The sequence below is a fragment of the Paenibacillus sp. NPDC056579 genome, from assembly GCF_042793215.1.
Classification (GTDB): domain Bacteria; phylum Bacillota; class Bacilli; order Paenibacillales; family NBRC-103111; genus Paenibacillus_S.
On sequence record NZ_JBHTVD010000003.1, the window covers coordinates 68,232 to 85,760 of the forward strand.

Here is a 17,529-nt window from a genome sequence, read left to right on the forward strand (position 1 = left end):
CCCCCACTTTCTCCAAGTTAAGTTTCTTGAAACAGCTGCGTTTTAAACCGGCTTAACGAGCCTCGGAGGCGAAGAATCGCTTTGGAATGAAGCTGAGAGATTCGTGATGGAGATAAGCACATGACTTCCGCAATTTCACTCAATGACAATTCTTCGAAATAAAATAAGGAAACAACCGTTCTTTCCTTCTCCGTAAGCCGCTCTATTGCTTTGGCTAACGTCTCTTTCAAGAAAAACTCATTCACTTTATATTCAGGATTTTTGGCCTTCTCATCAATCAGCAAGGAAAGCCGCGTCTCGGAATCTTCTTCACGGATAGGGTCGTCGATCGAGCATACGGTCGTAACGGCGATTTCTTGTACCATTTGCTGAAATTCCGTTTCACTAACCTGAAGGTAGGCGCTGATTTCCGCATCCGTTACCGACCGCAAATATTGCTGCTCCAGCTTCTGGTACGCCTCTTCGATTTTCTTGGATTTCTCGCGTACCGAGCGGGGTACCCAGTCTCCTTGACGCAATCCGTCGATGATTGCGCCGCGGATACGCCAGGAAGCATAAGTCTCGAACTGCAGCCCTCGCTCATAGTCGAATTTTTCTATAGCGTCGATGAGGCCCATGATGCCATAGCTGGCCAAATCGTCTTTGGATACATTTTTCGGCAAGCCAATGGAAAGCCGGTTGGATACATAATCTACTAAAGGCAAATAGCTTTCAATTAAAGACTGCTTCGCCTCAACCAATCCAGATTCCTTCCATTGCTTCCACAAATCGATATTCGGTAAATGCGATTTTTGAATCATGACCGGTTGTCACCACCCTTATTCTTCCGTCATTCGACGTACCGCTTGCGCCATCTCTCCTGGTTCCATGTTGTTCGTTTTGCTGGACAGCTTCGGTGGATTCAGCGGAGCGAATCCGGAATCCACCGCGGGTGCATTAGGATCAAGCGAATCTTTTAACATTCGGTGCAATGAGGCTTCATCGTCCGGAGTCGTTATGTCTAGCGAGACTCCTTTATCGGCTTCGTCCGACTCTTGCGGAATCCCGGCTTCACCCAGCCGATTTAAACCGGCTAATGTGCCGAGTACCCATCGAAACAAAAAGATGAGCACGAATACTATAGCAAAGCTGTATATACTTCGAAGTAAGCTTGTGAGCCAAATATTATTTATAATAGAAGAAACAAAAGTAATAACGAAAGTTACGAGTCCAATTATGAAATTCCAACGAATCGATCCTATCATAATCTAGAGTTCTTTCACTCCTTGCTGAACGCTTCTAATAAGCAGGCTACCGGTAACGCAATCGAACTCAATCGTTCTTCCATAGTTACCGCCTGTATCTTCAGCCTTCAAAGGGATGGAATACCGCTTCAGCATTTCCTTGCACGACTCTACGTTCCTCGGTCCGATTCTCATCGTATCCGAGCTGCCGCCGAATGCGAACATTTGTGCTCCACCTGCCATTTTGGCTTCCATTCGGGCGACCGAGGCTCCAAGCGCCTCCATCTTTTGAATCATCTCGGGAATTGCCGTATCCGCATATTTAGCAATATTCAGCTTGCCTTCCCTGGCAATGTCGGAGGTCGGGAGCATAACGTGAGCCATTCCCGCGACCTTCGCCTTGCCGTCGTAAAGAGTGATTCCTACGCAAGATCCTAATCCTGTTGTCTTAAGCACTCCGGTCAAGTGAGTAACATTAAGGTCAGCCATTCCTACCTTGATGAAGTTATCTTGGATCATGGAGTGTCGACTCCCAGAGCTTTGAAGATTTTATCAAACGACTCCGGATCCGGAATGAGAAAGAAGTGGCCCTTCACCTCTTCATTGCCATCCAAAAACTTCGTATCAATCAGCAGCGCATGATCTCCCATTTGACCGAACTGGAAAAGACCAAAGCTGAGAATCGCGCCCGCCATATCTATAGCCAACGACGGTACGGTCGGCGACATGGAAAGCTGGGTAAAATCCGCCAAGGAAGACAAATACGAGCCTGCCAGTATATTGCCGATTTCGTTTAACGCAGAAAGTTCCATATCCGTATAATTGTCGTCATGGGTAACCGTGATCCCTACGAGACTTCGCAGCAGCTTTTTAGCGGATTCCAAGGTCATGATGAAAAATAAATTCCCGGGAGTCTCCCCTTCGACACGGAGGAAGATGGCGATAACGACTTGCTCCGCCCCTCCTACACTATCGGCAATTTCTTCAAAAGCTACGATGCGTACTTTCGGAACGAGCATATCGACCGGCTTATCCAGCAGCTTGGACAATGCCGTCGCCGCATGACCTGCGCCAATGTTCCCCACTTCCTTAAGCACATCCATTTGAAAATCGGCTAACCGGTTGAATAATTCCACGCGACTACTCCTCTAGGTTTTCTAATTGGACAATTTCGCTTTTATTCAAAACTTCCGCCAAGTTGAGGAGAATCAAGAGACGAGTGTCGCTTACCTTGGCAATGCCGCGCAAATATTTGGCTTTAATGCCCCCTACGATTTCAGGCGGGTCTTCAATGCTGTCGCTGTCCACGTCGATTACATCATTCGCGGAATCAACGATCAAGCCGACCTCAATATCATTCACAGCAACAATAATGATGCGTGTGCTATCCGTAAATTCGCATTCCTCGAAGCCGAACCGTCCCCGCAAATCGATAACCGGGGTAACGACGCCGCGCAGGTTGATTACGCCTCTTACAAATTCCGGTGTTTTCGGCACTCGGGTCATCGGCTGCATACGCTCAATCGTTCTAACCTTTTCAACCTCAACGCCGTATTCCTCATGTGCCAAAGCAAAAACGATGACTTTGATTTCCTCTCCCATGTTTCATGCCTCCCTAAGTTTGGTTAACTATGTAATCTGCGTTGGCTACGGTTACTTGATTAAAGCGTTCGTGTCTATGATCAATGCAACTTGTCCGTCACCCAGGATGGTTGCGCCGGATACGGCAAACAAGTTCGTTAAATATTTGCCGAGCGATTTCAGAACGATCTCCTGCTGTCCGATGAACTCTTCAACAACAAGAGCGGCCAGGCGCTCGCCTTTGCGGATGACGACGATTTGAGTATCACCGGTTATCGATACCGCCAAGCCGGGCACATCGAACAAATTGCCAAGCGGTACTAACGGAATGACGCTGTTCCGGTAATCAATCATCCGGTTGCCGTGTACCATGCGGATCTGCTCCCGCTTGATCGCCGCCGTTTCGACAATGGACGAAAGAGGGATAGCATACTTCTCCTCGCCCAGACGAATGAGCATCGCTGAGATGATCGATAAGGTAAGCGGAAGCTGGACGGAAAACTTGGAGCCTTTTCCCCATTTGGATTCCACTTGAACGGTACCGCCAAGGCTTTCAATCTTCGTCTTTACAACGTCCAGACCGACGCCGCGACCGGAAATGTCGGAAATTTTATCAGCAGTACTGAATCCTGAAGCGAATAAGAGCATGTACACTTCTTCGTCCGTCATTTTTGCAGCTTGGTCTTGCTGAATGACGCCGTTTTTGACGGCGATGCTCAGTACCTTCTCGCGGTTAATTCCGCGACCGTCATCTTCAATCTCAATAAATACATGATTTCCGCTATGATATGCGCGCAGATGAATCGTGCCTGTTTCCGACTTACCCGCGTTAATCCGGTCACTGACAGGCTCAACCCCGTGGTCCACCGAGTTTCGAAGCAAGTGAACCAGCGGATCCCCGATCTCATCGATTACCGTTCGATCGAGCTCGGTGTCGGCTCCGGTAATGACCAGATCGACTTTTTTGTCCAGTGTCTTCGCAACGTCCCTGATCATACGAGGGAACCGGTTAAACACCGTATCGATTGGAACCATCCGTAGCTTCAACACGATATTTTGCAAATCGCTGCTCACACGAGTCATATGCTCGACCGTTTCGGTAAGGTCGCTGCGCTTGATCTCGCTCGCCAGCTGTTCAAGCCGCACGCGGTCGATCAGCAGCTCGCTGAACAGGTTCATCAGCGTATCCAACCGCTCGATATCGACGCGGATCGTCCGGTTCGCTACAGGAGCATTACCAGCCGGCTTCTTGGATTCGGCAGCCGGTGAGGTAGGTGCCGCCGAAGCGCGTGGCGCTTCCGCAACCGCTGCCGCTACTTCCGCTTGTGCCGACGATGCCGGAGGGCTCATCAGCTCGTCCAGCTTAGCTTGGGTCAACAGCGTAACCGTCGCCTTTTCGATTTCGGACACGCTGCCGACCTGCTTCTCCAGACTGTCTTTATCCGTAGAGGAGATGAAGAACACGGAAAAGCTGTTATCGAAACGCTCCTGCTCGATATCCTCAACCGATGGCGTCGATTTGATTACTTCGCCGTTTTGCTCGAGCACATTGAAGACCATATAAGCTCTAGCCGCTTTAAGGACGCAATCCTCGCGAACCGTTACATCGATCAAGCAAACGGCCAGTCCGGCTTCAATCGATTGTTGGATAATCGAAAGCTGAAATTCATCCAGCACAGGCTCTTGTGCACTGTCCTGCTTCTTGACGGCTGCAGAGGATGCCGCGCCGCCCTTCAAATAGTCACCGCTGACAATGGATTTGAGCGCAGCTACGATTTCACTGACATCCAGCTTACCGGTGCCGCCCTGGATGATATCTTCTACCATGGCCTCCAAAGCATCCAGACTTTTGAAAATCCAGTCGAAAATAAACGAGTCCATCTTCAGCTTCGAATTCCGGACCAAATCCAGCACGTTTTCCATCTCGTGGGTCAACGAGGCCAAATCCTCAAAGCCCATTGTTGCGGACATGCCCTTCAACGTATGCGCCGAGCGGAAAATGTTATGTACGATGCTTACATCCTCGGGACTGCTTTCCAGGCTTAGCAAATTGTCGTTCATCGCCTGAAGATGTTCTTTCGATTCATCAATAAACATCGATAAATATTGATTTAATTCCATAACCACACCTCCGTCAATGTCATGCAACCTATATGTACACCCGAGCTCCCCGGCTATGTCAACACAGCTTTGGAAAGCATATGGGCAATTTCCTGTTGAGGCAGAATATGTGATACGCACTGCAGTTCTACGGCCGCTCTCGGCATACCGTATACGATGCAGGTTTCCTCCGATTCAGCTATCGTGGTTACGGCGCCCGCCTGCTTCAAAGCGAGCATTCCTTTGGCTCCGTCCGAACCCATTCCCGTCATCAGCACGATGTGCCGGCGCAGCTCCTTTAACGGCAATAACGACTCAAACAGCACGTCTACCGAAGGGCGGTGCCCATTCCTCGGATCTTCCTTGCACAAATGAATCTTGTACATTCCGGGGCCATTGCGCGCAACCATCATGTGAAACCCGCCCGGAGCCACATACGCGGTTCCGTTATGAAGGATCATGCCATCCTCCGCTTCGACAACCGTCAGCTCGGATACGGAGTCCAGCCGCTGCGCCAACGACTTTGTAAAATTAGGCGGCATATGCTGGACTATGACAACAGGCGCCGCGAAGTCGCCGGGTATGTTGGAGATCACTTGATGAAGCGCCCGAGGCCCGCCGGTTGAAGTACCGATAGCAGCCAGCTGCTGTACTTGGGAAGCAGGGGGATTCATCAGCTTGCCGGAAGAATGGTTCCCTTCCTGCTTGTAGGGCTTTGGTGCAGGCTGAGCAACCGGAGCAGACGGAATGCTCGCCTTGGATTCCCCCGCCGGTTTGTTGAATCGAAGCGGGTTCGGCGGCGCCAGCTTGGCATTGAACTTGTTAACATTCGTTTTTACCGCAATATGAAGCTTCTCGATCAAGGCGGTTTTTACTTTATGCAAATCCAAAGAAATGGAGCCTGACGGTTTGCCGACGAAATCGACGGCGCCCCTCTCCAGGGCGATAATGGTCTCCCTGGCCCCTTCCTGAGTCAGGCTGCTCAGCATAATGATCGGCGTCGGATGCTCCGACATGATCGTTTTCAACGCATCCAATCCGTTCATTTCCGGCATTTCAATATCCATCGTAACGGCATTCGGCTTCAGCTTTTTTATCAGCTCTACAGCCTCTTTACCGTTCTTGGCTGTCGCTACGACTCGAAATTGAGGGTCCTCCGATATGAGATCGGAAATGATTTTTCTCATAAAAATCGAATCGTCAACAACCAAAATGTCATAGATTCGCATATTGTTATTCCCCCCAGGTTGTCTGTTTTGTTGGCCGCTGGCAAGAGGATTGTGTGCTACTGTCGAAGATACTTCATCATTCGGTTCATAAAGCCTTTCACAGCACTACCCTGCATATCCGCCGGCGGCTGCTCGGCAATGAAATCATTCGTCAGCCTGGACAGAGACTGGGAAGCGGGGCTCGACGGGTACTCCACGGTGAACGGCACTTGCTTCTTAACCGCTTTGGAGACGTTTTTGTCATCATACACAAAGCCTAGAGTCGGTATATCCAATTGAAGGAATTGCTTGGCGACCAAATTGATTTTATCGGCTGTCTGCTTCCCTTCCTTCCAGTCCGCTACGCGGTTGACAACCAATTTGAATCGAACCGGCTCGTTCATCGCATGAACCATTTTGATGATGGCATAAGCATCAGTAATAGAAGTGGGCTCCGGGGTGGTCACGACGATCGTTTCTTCCGCAGCCAGAATAAATTTCAACGTTTCCTTGGACAAGCCTGCCCCTGTATCGAATATGATGTAATCGACAGTCCCGTTCAGCTGCTGAACCTGCTCTGCAAAATAATCCAGCTGCTCCTCGGTCAACCGGATCAGATCGTGAAAGCCCGACCCTCCCGCAATAAATTGCAGATTGTTCGGCCCTTTCTGGATAATATCCCAAATCGTCTTTTCTTTCTTGAGCAAATGATACAAATTGTATTTGGCTGTGACTCCCATTAATACATCGATGTTAGCCAGCCCGATATCTGCGTCAAAGACGAGGACGTTGAATCCCTTTTTCTGCAGGGTTAAGGCAAAATTCAAGGTGAAATTCGATTTTCCGACCCCGCCTTTGCCGCTCGTTACCGTAAGAATGCGCGTTGCTTTGGCTTCGTGCTGCCGTTGATGATTTCGGTTCCATATCAGATCACGCAGCCCTTGTGCCTGGTCATTCATGGGAGTGAACCCCCAATATCAGATCAACGATCTGCTGTGCCTTTAACTCGGTAATATCGTCAGGAACGCTTTGACCATTCGTGATATAGGAAAGCGACAGTTGAAAATCGTGGACTAGATTGATCACTGCGCCATAAGAATCGGTTTCATCCATTTTGGTAAAAAGCACTTTATCCAGCTTGAACTTGGAAAAGTTCTCGGCTATCGCCTTCATATCCTTGTATTTCGTAGTCAGGCTCATGACCAAATACGTTTCGCTCTTGCCGCCCGATTGAAGCAGGGCATTGAGCTCGGACACATACATCTCGTTGCGGAAGTTTCTTCCCGCCGTATCCATGAAAATAATATCCCGATCCTTCAGCGACTCGAATGCCTTGGGCAGATCCTGCGGCGAAAACACGACTTCCAACGGTACGTTCAAAATGGTGGCGTAGGTTTTCAGCTGTTCTACCGCTGCAATCCGGTACGTATCGGATGTGATAAAGCCGACTTTCCGCTGATATTTCAGCACCTGCTCGGCAGCCAGCTTGGCTATCGTCGTCGTCTTGCCGACGCCGGTCGGACCTACGAAATGAGCAATTTTCGTATCCCCCTCCAACGCATTCCCGCTAAGTACAGGGAACAGCTCCAAGAGCTGACGTTTCAAAGATTGGCGGGCGTCTTTCTCACGGACAGGCTCTCCGTCCGCCTGCAATTCCTCCACTGCCCGTTCAATCAGGCGGCTTACAAGCTCGGGATCGATCTCATGCTCCAGCAATCGCTGCTGCAATTGCTCCAGCACCGGGTCCACAGGAGCTTGGCCAACCACTTGGACAGACAGCTTATGCATGTATTCTTTCATTTGCTTCATTTCGTTAAGAAGCAAGTCGTCCTTTGCTGCTTCCGTTCTTGCTGCAGCTTGCTGTGATGCCGCTGCCTTCACTTGCTTGTCGGCGTAAGCCGCAGAATCCGTCTGCCTCGGCGTGTCCGGTACCAATACGTCGGGCACGACAGGAAAAGCAAGCGGCTCCGCCGGCTGGACCGGCGCCTTGTTCGGCGACGGTACCGGCACGGGCCTGGTGTAGGTACCAGCGGCTTCCGATAGATTCGAGGCCACAGCCGGTTTAACCGCTACGGTCGCTCTCATATCTGCGACACCGGCTTTGCCGCCAGCACCCGCCGTTTCAGCCGCATCGGTAGCAGCGATGACTTCAATCTTTTTTTTGGAAAACATGCCGAGAAATCCGCCCGAGCGAATTTCTTTCGTGTTCAAGATAACGGCATCCTTTCCGAGATCCGTACGTATTTTTTGCAGAGCATCGGGCATGGAATCAACTACGTAGCGCTTTACCCTCATATGTTAACGACCCCCATGCTTTGAATTTCTACATTCGGCTCAAGCTCACTGTACGACAGGACCGGAATATCCTGCATCGTCCTCTCCAGCAGCTGCCGCAAGTACATGCGAATAGTCGGTGAAGTTAGCACGATTGGCTGTTGACCGGATTGAATCAGCTTCGTGACTTGATCGGAAATACGCTGATAGATCACCTGGGTCGAACCCGGGTCCAGCGCCAGATAGCTTCCTTGATCGGATTGCTGAACCGATTCCGCAATTTTCTTCTCCAGGGAAGGCCCTACCGTAATGACCTTCAAGGAATCGCTGCCCGTTGAGAACTGCTGCGTAATTTGCCGCGACAACGATTGTCTCACATATTCCGTCAATATTTCCGGATCCTTGGTGTAAGTTCCGTAATCGGCTAACGTTTCCATTATCGTTACCAGATCGCGAATCGATATTTTCTCTCTAAGCAGCTTGACAAGCACCTTCTGAACATCGCCTGTGGACAGCACGTTCGGAATCAGATCGTCCACGAGAGCCGGGTAGCTCTCCCGTACATTCTCGATGAGCGACTTCGTTTCCTGACGACCCAGCAGCTCGTGTGCGTGCTTCTTGATAATTTCCGTCAAGTGAGTCGCTACTACGGACGGCGGATCGACAACGGTGTAGCCTGACAATTCCGCACGTTCCTTCATCGCCTCGTCGATCCAAAGCGCCGGAAGTCCAAAGGCAGGCTCTACGGTATCAATCCCCGAAATCGAATCGTCATCGATGCCCGGGCTCATCGCAAGGTAATGATTCAGCAGAAGCTCGCCGCGTGCTACCGTATTGCCTTTGATTTTCACGACATATTCATTAGGCTTCAATTGAATGTTGTCTCGGATCCGAATGACCGGTACAACCAGACCCAATTCCAAGGCGCATTGTCTGCGGATGAGAATGATCCGGTCCAGCAAATCCCCGCCCTGCTGCGTATCAGCTAGAGGAATCAAGCCGTAGCCGAATTCGAATTCTATCGGATCCACCTGCAGCAAACTGATTACGCTCTCCGGACTGCGAACCTCCTCAATTTGCTGTTCTTCCTCCAGCTGGTCCTCCTGAGCTTGCTTGCGAACCATATTTTGCTGCATCTTCATCGCCGCGAAGGCAAGGAGAGCTGCGATCGGTAAAGTAGTAATCAAGTGAATCGGAGTAAAAATACCCAGCAGCGTAATCGTTCCCGCTACGATATATAACAGTTTAGGATATGACAAGATTTGTGAGGTTAAATCGTGAGCCAGGTTGCCGTCGGAAGAAGCTCTCGTGACAATCAAACCGGCTGCCGTGGATATCAACAGCGCTGGAATTTGGCTGACCAGTCCGTCGCCGATCGTCATGATCGAATACTTCTCTGCGGCTTCGCCGATATCCATCCCTTTCATCGATACGCCGATGATCAAGCCACCCAAAATATTGATGATCAGGATGATAATCCCTGCGATCGCGTCACCTTTAACGAATTTGCTGGCACCGTCCATCGCCCCGTAAAAATCGGCTTCGCGGGATATTTTCTCCCTGCGTTCCTTCGCTTGCTGCTCATTGATTAATCCTGCGTTCAAATCGGCGTCGATACTCATTTGCTTGCCGGGCATCGCATCGAGAGTAAACCGTGCGGCAACCTCTGCCACGCGCTCGGAGCCTTTCGTAATAACGATGAATTGAACGAGCACTAGGATGATAAACACGACAAATCCAACGACGATATTGCCTTGGGCAACGAAAGAACCGAATGTGCTTACTACGTTCCCTGCATCAGCGTGCGCGAGAATGTTACGGGTGGTCGATACGTTTAACGCCAGCCGGAACAGCGTCGTGATCAACAGCAATGACGGGAAAATCGAAAACTGCAGCGCATCCTGCGTATTCATTCCTACTAATATAATCATCAGAGCAATGGAGATGTTGATGATCAACAGGACATCCAACAGCCATATCGGCACAGGTACGACCATCATCAGGATGATGCCTATAATCCCGATCAGTACGACCAGATCTTTCGCTTTCATTTCAGATGTCCTCCTTCCTCATACTCTAGTTGGCTTTTCCTTTAACCTTGTACACATATGCTAATACTTCGGCCACGGCCTGGAACATATCCGCCGGTATGGCTTCACCAATTTCCACTTGGGCATACAGGGCTCGGGCCAAAGGCTTATTTTCCATCGTTATAATCCGGTGTTCCTTTGCAACTTGTTTAATTTTCAAAGCAATGTAATCCGTTCCTTTGGCGATAACCGTAGGAGCCTGCATTTTCTTCGCGTCATAGCGAAGAGCTACCGCAAAGTGCGTCGGGTTCGTGATGATGACGTCCGCTTTGGGGACATCCTGCATCATGCGCTGCAGAGCCATTCTTCGCTGCTTCTCACGGATTTTTCCTTTGATCTGAGGGTCACCCTCCGTCTTTTTATACTCATCCTTGATGTCCTGCTTCGACATGCGGATGCTTTTTTCAAACTCATATTTCTGATACAGAAAGTCGAGCAATGCAAGTACGATTAACACGAGACCGATTTTGAGGCCTAACTTGACCGTTAGCGACGATGCGAACATCAGTACGTTCTCGACAGGCAGCCGGGCCAAATCCATCAGGTTGCCTTTTTCACCCCACAAGGTAGAGTAGACGACATAGCCGATGATGGTCATTTTGAGAACCGATTTCAAGAAGTCGACCAGCGAACGCAGGCCGAATATTTTTTTGGCGCCTTCGATCGGGTTCAGCTTGCTGAATTTCATCATGAGCGGATCCCCGGTCAACAAGAAGCCGAATTGCAAATAATTGCTAAAAATCGCGATGACCACCGTCACCAGCAAAAGCGGTGCGATGATAAGCAAGCTCTGAACCATCAGCTGCTCGAACAAAACGATAATATTGTCGATCGTAATATCCCATAATAAGTAGTCGTAAAAAATCGACCGGAATACATGCATCGTCTGATCTTTCATATAACCGCCGAACAGGCTGAAAGCCAAGAACGAAAAAAACAAGATAAATGCAGCAGGCACTTCCATGCTTTTGGCGACTTGCCCCTTTTGCCTGGATTCCTGCCGCTTCTTGGGCGTGGCGGGCTCCGTCTTTTCCCCGGAAAACAATTGCAAATCGAGCTTTAAACGAAAACTTGCCAAGTCCGTCCAGTCCTCCCCTTAACCCGTGAACAAGCCGATAAACTTTTGTAGAGAGTCCAGCATTGCCGTGAATAAATCGTTATAAACAAATTGATAGCCGGGAAACAGCAATATGAGCAATAAGAGTCCGACAATGATCTTCAGCGGAATACCCACTACGAAAATATTGAACTGCGGCGCTACCCTTGCCAGCAAGCCAAGCCCGACATCCGTCAGGAAGAATGCGGCAATTAACGGAGCGGCCATCTGAAAGCTTAAACTAAATACGCTGGAGAACGTGTGGACAAGAAATTCTCCTATTTGCCCGGAGTACATCCTGGCGAACATATCGTTGTCGGCCGGAATCCATTCGTAGCTCTCCATGATGGCTTTAAGCAGCAAATGATGGCCGTTTAACGTTATGAACAGCAGCGTTGCGATAGTATACTTCAAATTACCTACAATCGGGCTCTGAGCCCCGGTCATTGGATCGATGACATTAGCAATCCCTAATCCCATCTGTATATCGATAAACGATCCGGCAATTTGGAATACCGTAAAGAACATATAAGCGATGAAGCCGAGCAGTACACCGACCAATATTTCCCTGAAAATGGATAGCAGGTACAAAGAATCAAATGTCAACGGTTTAGACATTCCGAATAGCGGATAAGCCATGAAAGTAACGAAAAAAGCAAGCCCGATCTTAACATGATGCGGAACGTTTCGGGCTGAAAACACAGGTGCCACGACAAAAAACGAGGCAATGCGACAAAAAAAGAGCATAAAACCAGGAAAATATTGCGTTACCCATTCCATTTACTCACAGCCTAGCCGATAAATTTATATAAGTTATTGAATAGGTTATATGTATAATCCACCAGTGTCGTCAGTATCCACGGCCCAAAGATGAGGATGGATAGCAGCACGGCAACGATTTTGGGTACAAAAGCAAGCGTCTGCTCCTGGATCTGAGTCGTTGCTTGAAAGATACTGATGACCAGACCGATAACAAGAGCAATCACCATCATCGGCGCGCTGGCTTTCAAGGTTGTATAGACAGCCTCGCTGGCTAAACGAATGACAAACTCGGTACTCACGATAGTTCTCCTCCTGCTTATCCTATAGTTGGAATCATGTATTGTAGCTTAGCAGCAGGGACCTCACGACCAGATACCACCCATCCACCAATATAAACAGGAGGATTTTGAACGGCAGTGAAATCATGACGGGAGGCAGCATCATCATCCCCATCGCCATCAGCGTACTTGAGATGACCATGTCTATAACCAAGAACGGTATGAATATCATAAATCCCATTTGAAAAGCCGTCTTTAATTCGCTGATCGCATAAGCAGGAACCAGTGCTGTCAACGGTGTATCCTCCACACCGCTTGGCGGCGGCGCTTTGGTGTAATCCAGGAACAGCTTCAAATCCTTTTGCCTCGTATACTGGAACATGAATTTCTTCATCGTAACGGTTGCTTTATCCAGTGCGGCAGTCTGCGTCAATTCACCTCTCATATAGGGCTGCAGTGCGTTTTGGTTCAAATCTCCCAATGTCGGTGCCATTATGAAGAACGTGAGAAACAGGGCTAATCCGATAAGCACTTGGTTCGGCGGCATCTGCTGTGTGCCGAGAGATGTCCGGACAAAGCCGAGTACGATGATGATTCTAGTAAAGCAGGTCATCATCACCAGTATGGCCGGAGCAATACTCAAAATCGTCAGCAGCAGAATAATGTTGATCGTATTGGAAGCTCCTGTTGCACTGTTGGAGCTGCCAATATCGATATTGATTCCCGGAATCGGGTCCGCCGCATAAGCGTTTGAAGTCCATGCAGCGGTCATAGCGAGCAAAGCCATCATGGTAAATGCGAGAGTCTTTAATTTCATGGTTTATCATTCAACCGATCTTTGTTATTCTCGTCCGTCCAAACCTCATCCACGATCTTCTTCCGATCGGACAGATGCTGCATCTTCTTATGAAACACTTGTTGGAACGAAGCCGTAATGTCCGCTTCTTCATTTTCATTACGGTCTTCCTTCTTGAGCAATCTGCTCCACCATCCGCTCAGCGTTTCCAGATTCGGTCCGCTTAAGGTGCTGGTTGTCAACATGTCGGTCAAATAGGCGACCTCTTCTTCGTCTTCAATTTTCTCGAGAAGCTGAACATTGTCGCCTACACCTACAATGTATAACGAACGGCCGATTTCAACGACTTGAATCGATTTGTTCTGACCGAGAGGCACTCCGCCGAGGGAGCGCAAGGAGCGGCCGAACAATAATTTATTTTTTTGCGAAAGAAACTTAATAATTACAAAAAAGATTCCGATAATAACAATGAGGAAGAAAATAACTTTGGTAACCATCCAGAACGTACTCGCCGTATCCAGACCGGGATAAGTAAGATCAGGTGACTCATTCATCGGTCGCTCAGATGGAGCGCCGGATTCCCCGTAACAAACCATAGAGAAACCGGCAAGTTGAATCATCCCCACAAAGATGAAAGAAGCTAATCTGGCTGCGAGTCTGTTCAAGATTCACATTCCTTTCGGCTTATGTAAAACTCTCCCCTGAACACTAATTACCCTAAAGTCTTCTTAATCGCTTCGATTACGCGGTCCGCTTGGAACGGCTTCACGATGAAGTCTTTGGCACCGGCTTGAATAGCATCGATAACCATCGCCTGTTGTCCCATAGCGGAGCACATAATCACTTTTGCGTTAGGGTCGATTTGTTTAATTTCCTTCAATGCGGCAATACCGTCCATCTCCGGCATCGTAATATCCATCGTGATCAGATCCGGACGCAATTCTTTAAATTTTTCGATGGCTTGCGCCCCGTCGTTTGCTTCCCCTACTACTTCGTAACCGTTTTTGGACAAAATATCGCGGATCATCATTCTCATAAATGCTGCGTCGTCTACAATCAAAATTCGGTTTGCCATGGTTGAACAGTCCTCCTAGAGTATGTTTAGTATTGTAATTTTTGAATGCGATCCCATTGATTCACAATGTCTGTAACACGAACCCCAAAGTTTTCGTCAATGACGACAACTTCGCCCTTGGCGATAAGCTTGTTGTTGACAAGAATATCGACCGGCTCGCCGGCAAGCTTGTCCAATTCAATGATCGACCCTTGCGACAGCTCCAGAATATCCTTGATTACCTTGTGAGTCCGGCCCAACTCCACCGTCACTTTCAAAGGAATATCGAGCAGCAAATTCAGGTTGGTATCTTCGGTAGGCGTCAAGCTCGTAGGCGAGAAGCTGGAAAACTGCGCTGGCTGCACATTGACATTGCGTGCCGGGCTTGTACCGTAAGCAGCAGGCTGCGGAGGGTACATCGGTTGCTGAGGCGGAGCCATCGGTTGTTGATACATCGGCTGCGGTGGCTGCTGGTACATCGGTTGAGCGTACGGATCCTGTACCGGCGCTGTAGGAATGTGCTGCTGCGGTGCCGGTGGCGGCATATGGGATACAGGAGCCGGAGCCGGTGCAGGTTCTGGTGCAGGTACCGATACCGGAGCTGCCGCTGCCGCAGATTCTTCTAAGCTGTCTCCACCTCCCATTAAAGTAGATACCATATCCCTCGCAAAATTGACAGGAAGCAACTGCATAATCGTTGAATCGATCAAATCTCCTATCGTTAGACGGAAGGATATTTTTATAAATACATCTTCGGGGGGAAGTGTCGAAGTTCCTCCTGCTTCTGCTAAATTTAATATGTCGATTCCTGGCGGAGAGATATTGACAAACCGGTTAAAGATGGTAGACATCGATGTAGCAGACGACCCCATCATTTGGTTCATCGCTTCCTGAACGGCGCTAATATGAATCTCGGTCAGCTCACCGTTTTGTGCGGTGCCGTCACCGCCCATCATCAAGTCTGCTATGACTTGTGCGTCGCGGGTTTTAATAACCAGCAGGTTGATTCCATGGAATCCGTCTACATAGTTAACATGCACGGCGACATGAGGCTTCGGAAATTCTTCAATCAAATCTTCCTTTGCGATGATCGAAACCTTAGGCGTCGTAATATCCACTTTTTTGCCGAGTAATGTCGACAAAGCCGTGGCCGCACTTCCAAACGTAATGTTGCCGATTTCCCCCAGTGCATCCTGCTCCAAAGACGATAAATAATCTTCAACTTGGACAGGCCCGCTGAATCCGCTCGAGCTGTCGTCGGAGCTGTCGCCGGATGTCTGTCTCAGCAATGCGTCAATCTCTTCTTGAGACAAATAATCTTTGCTATTCGTCATTCTCTTCCGCTCCTTCTTGGACTATATCGGTTATTTGCACTGCCATCTTGCCTCTTGTGGTACCGGGAGTGCCGTGAAACTTCAGCTTTTCGCCAATCCGGATATTCAGAAGCTGCTCGACCGGCTTATTTAAGGAGATCACATCGCCTGAGCTTAAATTTAAAAATTCGCGAATGGAGATGGTCGATTCGCCTAATTCCGCTATAATCGGAAGCTTGGCCTTATGAAGCCTGGACTGCAAAGCCATCGCTTCTTCCGGCGCACTCGTCTTCTTCTGGGATACGAACCAGTGATGCACGGAAAGCCTAGGCATAATAGGCTCGATAACGACATGAGGGATACATAGATTGATCATCCCGGTCGTGTCACCGATTTTGGTGCTGAGCGAGATTAGCGCAATCGTCTCGTTAGGCGAAACAATTTGCATAAATTGCGGATTGGTTTCCAACGCTTCCATTCGCGGTGACAGATCGACTACCGTCTTCCATGCCTCCTGCAAGCTTTCGAACGCCCGGCTGAAAATGCGCTCCATGACGATCGTCTCGATCTCGGTCAGTGCGCTGATTTTCGAAGGGGTTGTCCCGCTTCCGCCTAAAAGACGGTCCAGCATGGCGAACGCAACGTTCGGGTGCACTTCCAGCACCATTCTTCCTTCCAAAGGCTCAGCTTCGAAAATATTGAGAATCGTCATCTTCGGAATGGAGCGAATAAACTCGTCGTATGGCAATTGCTCGACCTGTACCACGTTGATCTGCACGAAAGTTCTTAATTGTGCGGAGAAGTACGTCGTCAAAAACCGGGCAAAGTTCTCGTGGATTCTCGTCAAGCTGCGGATATGGTCCTTGGAGAATCGTACGGCTCTTTTAAAGTCGTAGGCACGAACCTTCTTCTGCGTTTCTTCCTTTTTCAGTTCTTCCGCATCCATCTCGCCGGAGGATAACGCAGCCAATAACGCGTCAATCTCATTTTGTGAAAGTACATCAACCATAAAGCGTCACCTCCCTTTCGCAAGTCTTATGTATGCTTCTATTGAAGAACGTTATCCGTGATCCAAATTTGCTTGATCTTACCGGTAGAAAGCAGCGGGTTCATTTTATTCATAAGGACCGAAGTCAGATTATCGAAGCCTTTGCTGCCTTGCACTTGTTCAGGTGTCATGTCGGACAGCGTTTGCACGATAATAGCTTTCATTTTAAAATCCAGCTTTTCAAACTCTTCCTTCGCCTTCTTATTTTCCATCTCAACGGCAAAGCTTGCTTTAATAAAACGGTTGTTGGCAGCAAGATTTGTCAAAACATCTTTAATGATCACAGTGTTTTCTTTCTGCTGATCCGGTGTCGCCGGCTTGCCCGGCTTCACTTGGCTTGCGGAGCTTAACGCCTGCTCCTGCGGGTTTTGATTCGCCTTGTCCATGTAGTTCCATAATACGAAAGCTGCTGTCAATATTAAGGTTATAGCTATAAGGATCGCAACGACGAGCAGGAAAATTCTACTTTTTAACAACTACAACCCCTCCGAATCCAAACTCTTGATGGTTCCGACGACGGATCCTATGGTTTGCATATACTGTGTTACAAACTGGACCACATCGGCAGCTGGCTCCAATACGGTAATCTTTTTGCCGGTAATGAGCGTGATCATCGTGTCCGGCGTGCTTTCGATGCTTTCGATCAATAAGGCATTAACGGTAATGTGCTTACCATTGAGTCGGGTAAGTCGAATCATGAATAGCC

20 protein-coding genes are annotated in these 17,529 nt (G+C 48.9%); all 20 read right to left on the bottom strand.

The window, feature by feature from the left end; genetic code table 11:
* Nucleotides 1-17: 17 nt before the first annotated feature.
* Nucleotides 18-800, bottom strand: a complete 783-nt coding sequence (locus tag ACFQ88_RS12790; protein ID WP_239626374.1) for a FliA/WhiG family RNA polymerase sigma factor — start codon at nucleotides 798-800, stop codon at nucleotides 18-20.
* An 18-nt stretch (nucleotides 801-818) separates the two neighbouring features.
* Complete coding sequence (locus ACFQ88_RS12795; protein ID WP_239626376.1) at nucleotides 819-1,100, bottom strand: hypothetical protein; 282 nt, start codon at nucleotides 1,098-1,100, stop codon at nucleotides 819-821.
* 147 nt (nucleotides 1,101-1,247) lie between these two features.
* Nucleotides 1,248-1,742, bottom strand: a complete 495-nt coding sequence (locus ACFQ88_RS12800) for a chemotaxis protein CheD (RefSeq protein WP_239626378.1) — start codon at nucleotides 1,740-1,742, stop codon at nucleotides 1,248-1,250.
* A complete protein-coding gene (locus ACFQ88_RS12805; protein ID WP_379454897.1) occupies nucleotides 1,739-2,326 on the bottom strand; it encodes a chemotaxis protein CheC in 588 nt (195 codons plus the stop codon). The genes ACFQ88_RS12800 and ACFQ88_RS12805 overlap by 4 nt, the downstream gene beginning before the upstream one ends.
* Nucleotides 2,327-2,363: 37 nt before the next feature.
* Complete coding sequence (locus tag ACFQ88_RS12810) at nucleotides 2,364-2,825, bottom strand: chemotaxis protein CheW (protein ID WP_239626382.1); 462 nt, start codon at nucleotides 2,823-2,825, stop codon at nucleotides 2,364-2,366.
* A 51-nt stretch (nucleotides 2,826-2,876) separates the two neighbouring features.
* Nucleotides 2,877-4,925 (bottom strand): chemotaxis protein CheW, encoded by a 2,049-nt coding sequence (locus tag ACFQ88_RS12815; protein ID WP_379454407.1) that lies wholly within the window; start codon nucleotides 4,923-4,925, stop codon nucleotides 2,877-2,879.
* A gap of 53 nt (nucleotides 4,926-4,978) precedes the next feature.
* Nucleotides 4,979-6,133: a protein-glutamate methylesterase/protein-glutamine glutaminase gene (locus ACFQ88_RS12820; protein ID WP_379454408.1), complete on the bottom strand. Its 1,155-nt coding sequence runs from the start codon at nucleotides 6,131-6,133 to the stop codon at nucleotides 4,979-4,981.
* A 56-nt stretch (nucleotides 6,134-6,189) separates the two neighbouring features.
* The gene (locus ACFQ88_RS12825; protein WP_239626388.1) at nucleotides 6,190-7,071 is read right to left on the bottom strand and encodes a MinD/ParA family protein; all 882 of its coding nucleotides are present in this window, start codon (nucleotides 7,069-7,071) and stop codon (nucleotides 6,190-6,192) included.
* Nucleotides 7,064-8,407: a flagellar biosynthesis GTPase FlhF gene (flhF, locus tag ACFQ88_RS12830; protein ID WP_379454409.1), complete on the bottom strand. Its 1,344-nt coding sequence runs from the start codon at nucleotides 8,405-8,407 to the stop codon at nucleotides 7,064-7,066. Before flhF ends, ACFQ88_RS12825 begins: the two co-directional genes overlap by 8 nt.
* Nucleotides 8,404-10,437: a flagellar biosynthesis protein FlhA gene (gene flhA, locus ACFQ88_RS12835; RefSeq protein ID WP_239626393.1), complete on the bottom strand. Its 2,034-nt coding sequence runs from the start codon at nucleotides 10,435-10,437 to the stop codon at nucleotides 8,404-8,406. Before flhA ends, flhF begins: the two co-directional genes overlap by 4 nt.
* Before the next feature lie 25 nt (nucleotides 10,438-10,462).
* Entirely contained in the window at nucleotides 10,463-11,554 is a 1,092-nt protein-coding gene (gene flhB, locus ACFQ88_RS12840) for a flagellar biosynthesis protein FlhB (protein ID WP_239626396.1), read from the bottom strand.
* 18 nt (nucleotides 11,555-11,572) lie between these two features.
* Nucleotides 11,573-12,352 carry a flagellar biosynthetic protein FliR gene (gene fliR / locus ACFQ88_RS12845; RefSeq protein ID WP_239626398.1) on the bottom strand — a complete coding sequence of 260 codons (780 nt, stop codon included), beginning with the start codon at nucleotides 12,350-12,352 and terminating at the stop codon, nucleotides 11,573-11,575.
* Nucleotides 12,353-12,363: 11 nt separating this feature from the next.
* Complete coding sequence (gene fliQ / locus ACFQ88_RS12850) at nucleotides 12,364-12,633, bottom strand: flagellar biosynthesis protein FliQ (RefSeq protein WP_379454410.1); 270 nt, start codon at nucleotides 12,631-12,633, stop codon at nucleotides 12,364-12,366.
* Between the two features lie 34 nt (nucleotides 12,634-12,667).
* Nucleotides 12,668-13,402 (bottom strand): flagellar type III secretion system pore protein FliP, encoded by a 735-nt coding sequence (fliP, locus tag ACFQ88_RS12855; RefSeq protein ID WP_379454898.1) that lies wholly within the window; start codon nucleotides 13,400-13,402, stop codon nucleotides 12,668-12,670.
* 23 nt (nucleotides 13,403-13,425) lie between these two features.
* Entirely contained in the window at nucleotides 13,426-14,073 is a 648-nt protein-coding gene (locus ACFQ88_RS12860) for a flagellar biosynthetic protein FliO (RefSeq protein WP_239626403.1), read from the bottom strand.
* Nucleotides 14,074-14,120: 47 nt separating this feature from the next.
* Nucleotides 14,121-14,483 carry a response regulator gene (locus ACFQ88_RS12865; protein WP_239626406.1) on the bottom strand — a complete coding sequence of 121 codons (363 nt, stop codon included), beginning with the start codon at nucleotides 14,481-14,483 and terminating at the stop codon, nucleotides 14,121-14,123.
* Nucleotides 14,484-14,509: 26 nt separating this feature from the next.
* The gene (gene fliY / locus ACFQ88_RS12870) at nucleotides 14,510-15,796 is read right to left on the bottom strand and encodes a flagellar motor switch phosphatase FliY (protein WP_379454411.1); all 1,287 of its coding nucleotides are present in this window, start codon (nucleotides 15,794-15,796) and stop codon (nucleotides 14,510-14,512) included.
* Nucleotides 15,786-16,784, bottom strand: coding sequence for a flagellar motor switch protein FliM (gene fliM / locus ACFQ88_RS12875; RefSeq protein ID WP_239626410.1), 999 nt, complete (start codon nucleotides 16,782-16,784; stop codon nucleotides 15,786-15,788). The genes fliY and fliM overlap by 11 nt, the downstream gene beginning before the upstream one ends.
* 38 nt (nucleotides 16,785-16,822) lie before the next feature.
* Entirely contained in the window at nucleotides 16,823-17,299 is a 477-nt protein-coding gene (locus tag ACFQ88_RS12880) for a flagellar basal body-associated FliL family protein (RefSeq protein WP_239626413.1), read from the bottom strand.
* Nucleotides 17,300-17,521 carry a flagellar FlbD family protein gene (locus ACFQ88_RS12885; RefSeq protein ID WP_239626415.1) on the bottom strand — a complete coding sequence of 74 codons (222 nt, stop codon included), beginning with the start codon at nucleotides 17,519-17,521 and terminating at the stop codon, nucleotides 17,300-17,302.
* Nucleotides 17,522-17,529: the final 8 nt, after the last annotated feature.

Coding starts and splice junctions, on each gene's coding strand:
- ACFQ88_RS12805 (WP_379454897.1), bottom strand. CDS start 2,326: ATGGATGTGCTTAAGGAAGTGGGGAACATTGGCGCAGGTCATGCGGCG.
- ACFQ88_RS12885 (WP_239626415.1), bottom strand. CDS start 17,521: ATGATTCGACTTACCCGACTCAATGGTAAGCACATTACCGTTAATGCC.
- ACFQ88_RS12865 (WP_239626406.1), bottom strand. CDS start 14,483: ATGGCAAACCGAATTTTGATTGTAGACGACGCAGCATTTATGAGAATG.
- fliR (WP_239626398.1), bottom strand. CDS start 12,352: ATGGAATGGGTAACGCAATATTTTCCTGGTTTTATGCTCTTTTTTTGT.
- fliY (WP_379454411.1), bottom strand. CDS start 15,796: ATGACGAATAGCAAAGATTATTTGTCTCAAGAAGAGATTGACGCATTG.
- fliM (WP_239626410.1), bottom strand. CDS start 16,784: ATGGTTGATGTACTTTCACAAAATGAGATTGACGCGTTATTGGCTGCG.
- ACFQ88_RS12790 (WP_239626374.1), bottom strand. CDS start 800: ATGATTCAAAAATCGCATTTACCGAATATCGATTTGTGGAAGCAATGG.
- fliP (WP_379454898.1), bottom strand. CDS start 13,402: ATGATGGCTTTGCTCGCTATGACCGCTGCATGGACTTCAAACGCTTAT.
- ACFQ88_RS12810 (WP_239626382.1), bottom strand. CDS start 2,825: ATGGGAGAGGAAATCAAAGTCATCGTTTTTGCTTTGGCACATGAGGAA.
- flhF (WP_379454409.1), bottom strand. CDS start 8,407: ATGAGGGTAAAGCGCTACGTAGTTGATTCCATGCCCGATGCTCTGCAA.
- flhA (WP_239626393.1), bottom strand. CDS start 10,437: ATGAAAGCGAAAGATCTGGTCGTACTGATCGGGATTATAGGCATCATC.
- ACFQ88_RS12825 (WP_239626388.1), bottom strand. CDS start 7,071: ATGAATGACCAGGCACAAGGGCTGCGTGATCTGATATGGAACCGAAAT.
- ACFQ88_RS12815 (WP_379454407.1), bottom strand. CDS start 4,925: ATGGAATTAAATCAATATTTATCGATGTTTATTGATGAATCGAAAGAA.
- ACFQ88_RS12800 (WP_239626378.1), bottom strand. CDS start 1,742: ATGATCCAAGATAACTTCATCAAGGTAGGAATGGCTGACCTTAATGTT.
- ACFQ88_RS12820 (WP_379454408.1), bottom strand. CDS start 6,133: ATGCGAATCTATGACATTTTGGTTGTTGACGATTCGATTTTTATGAGA.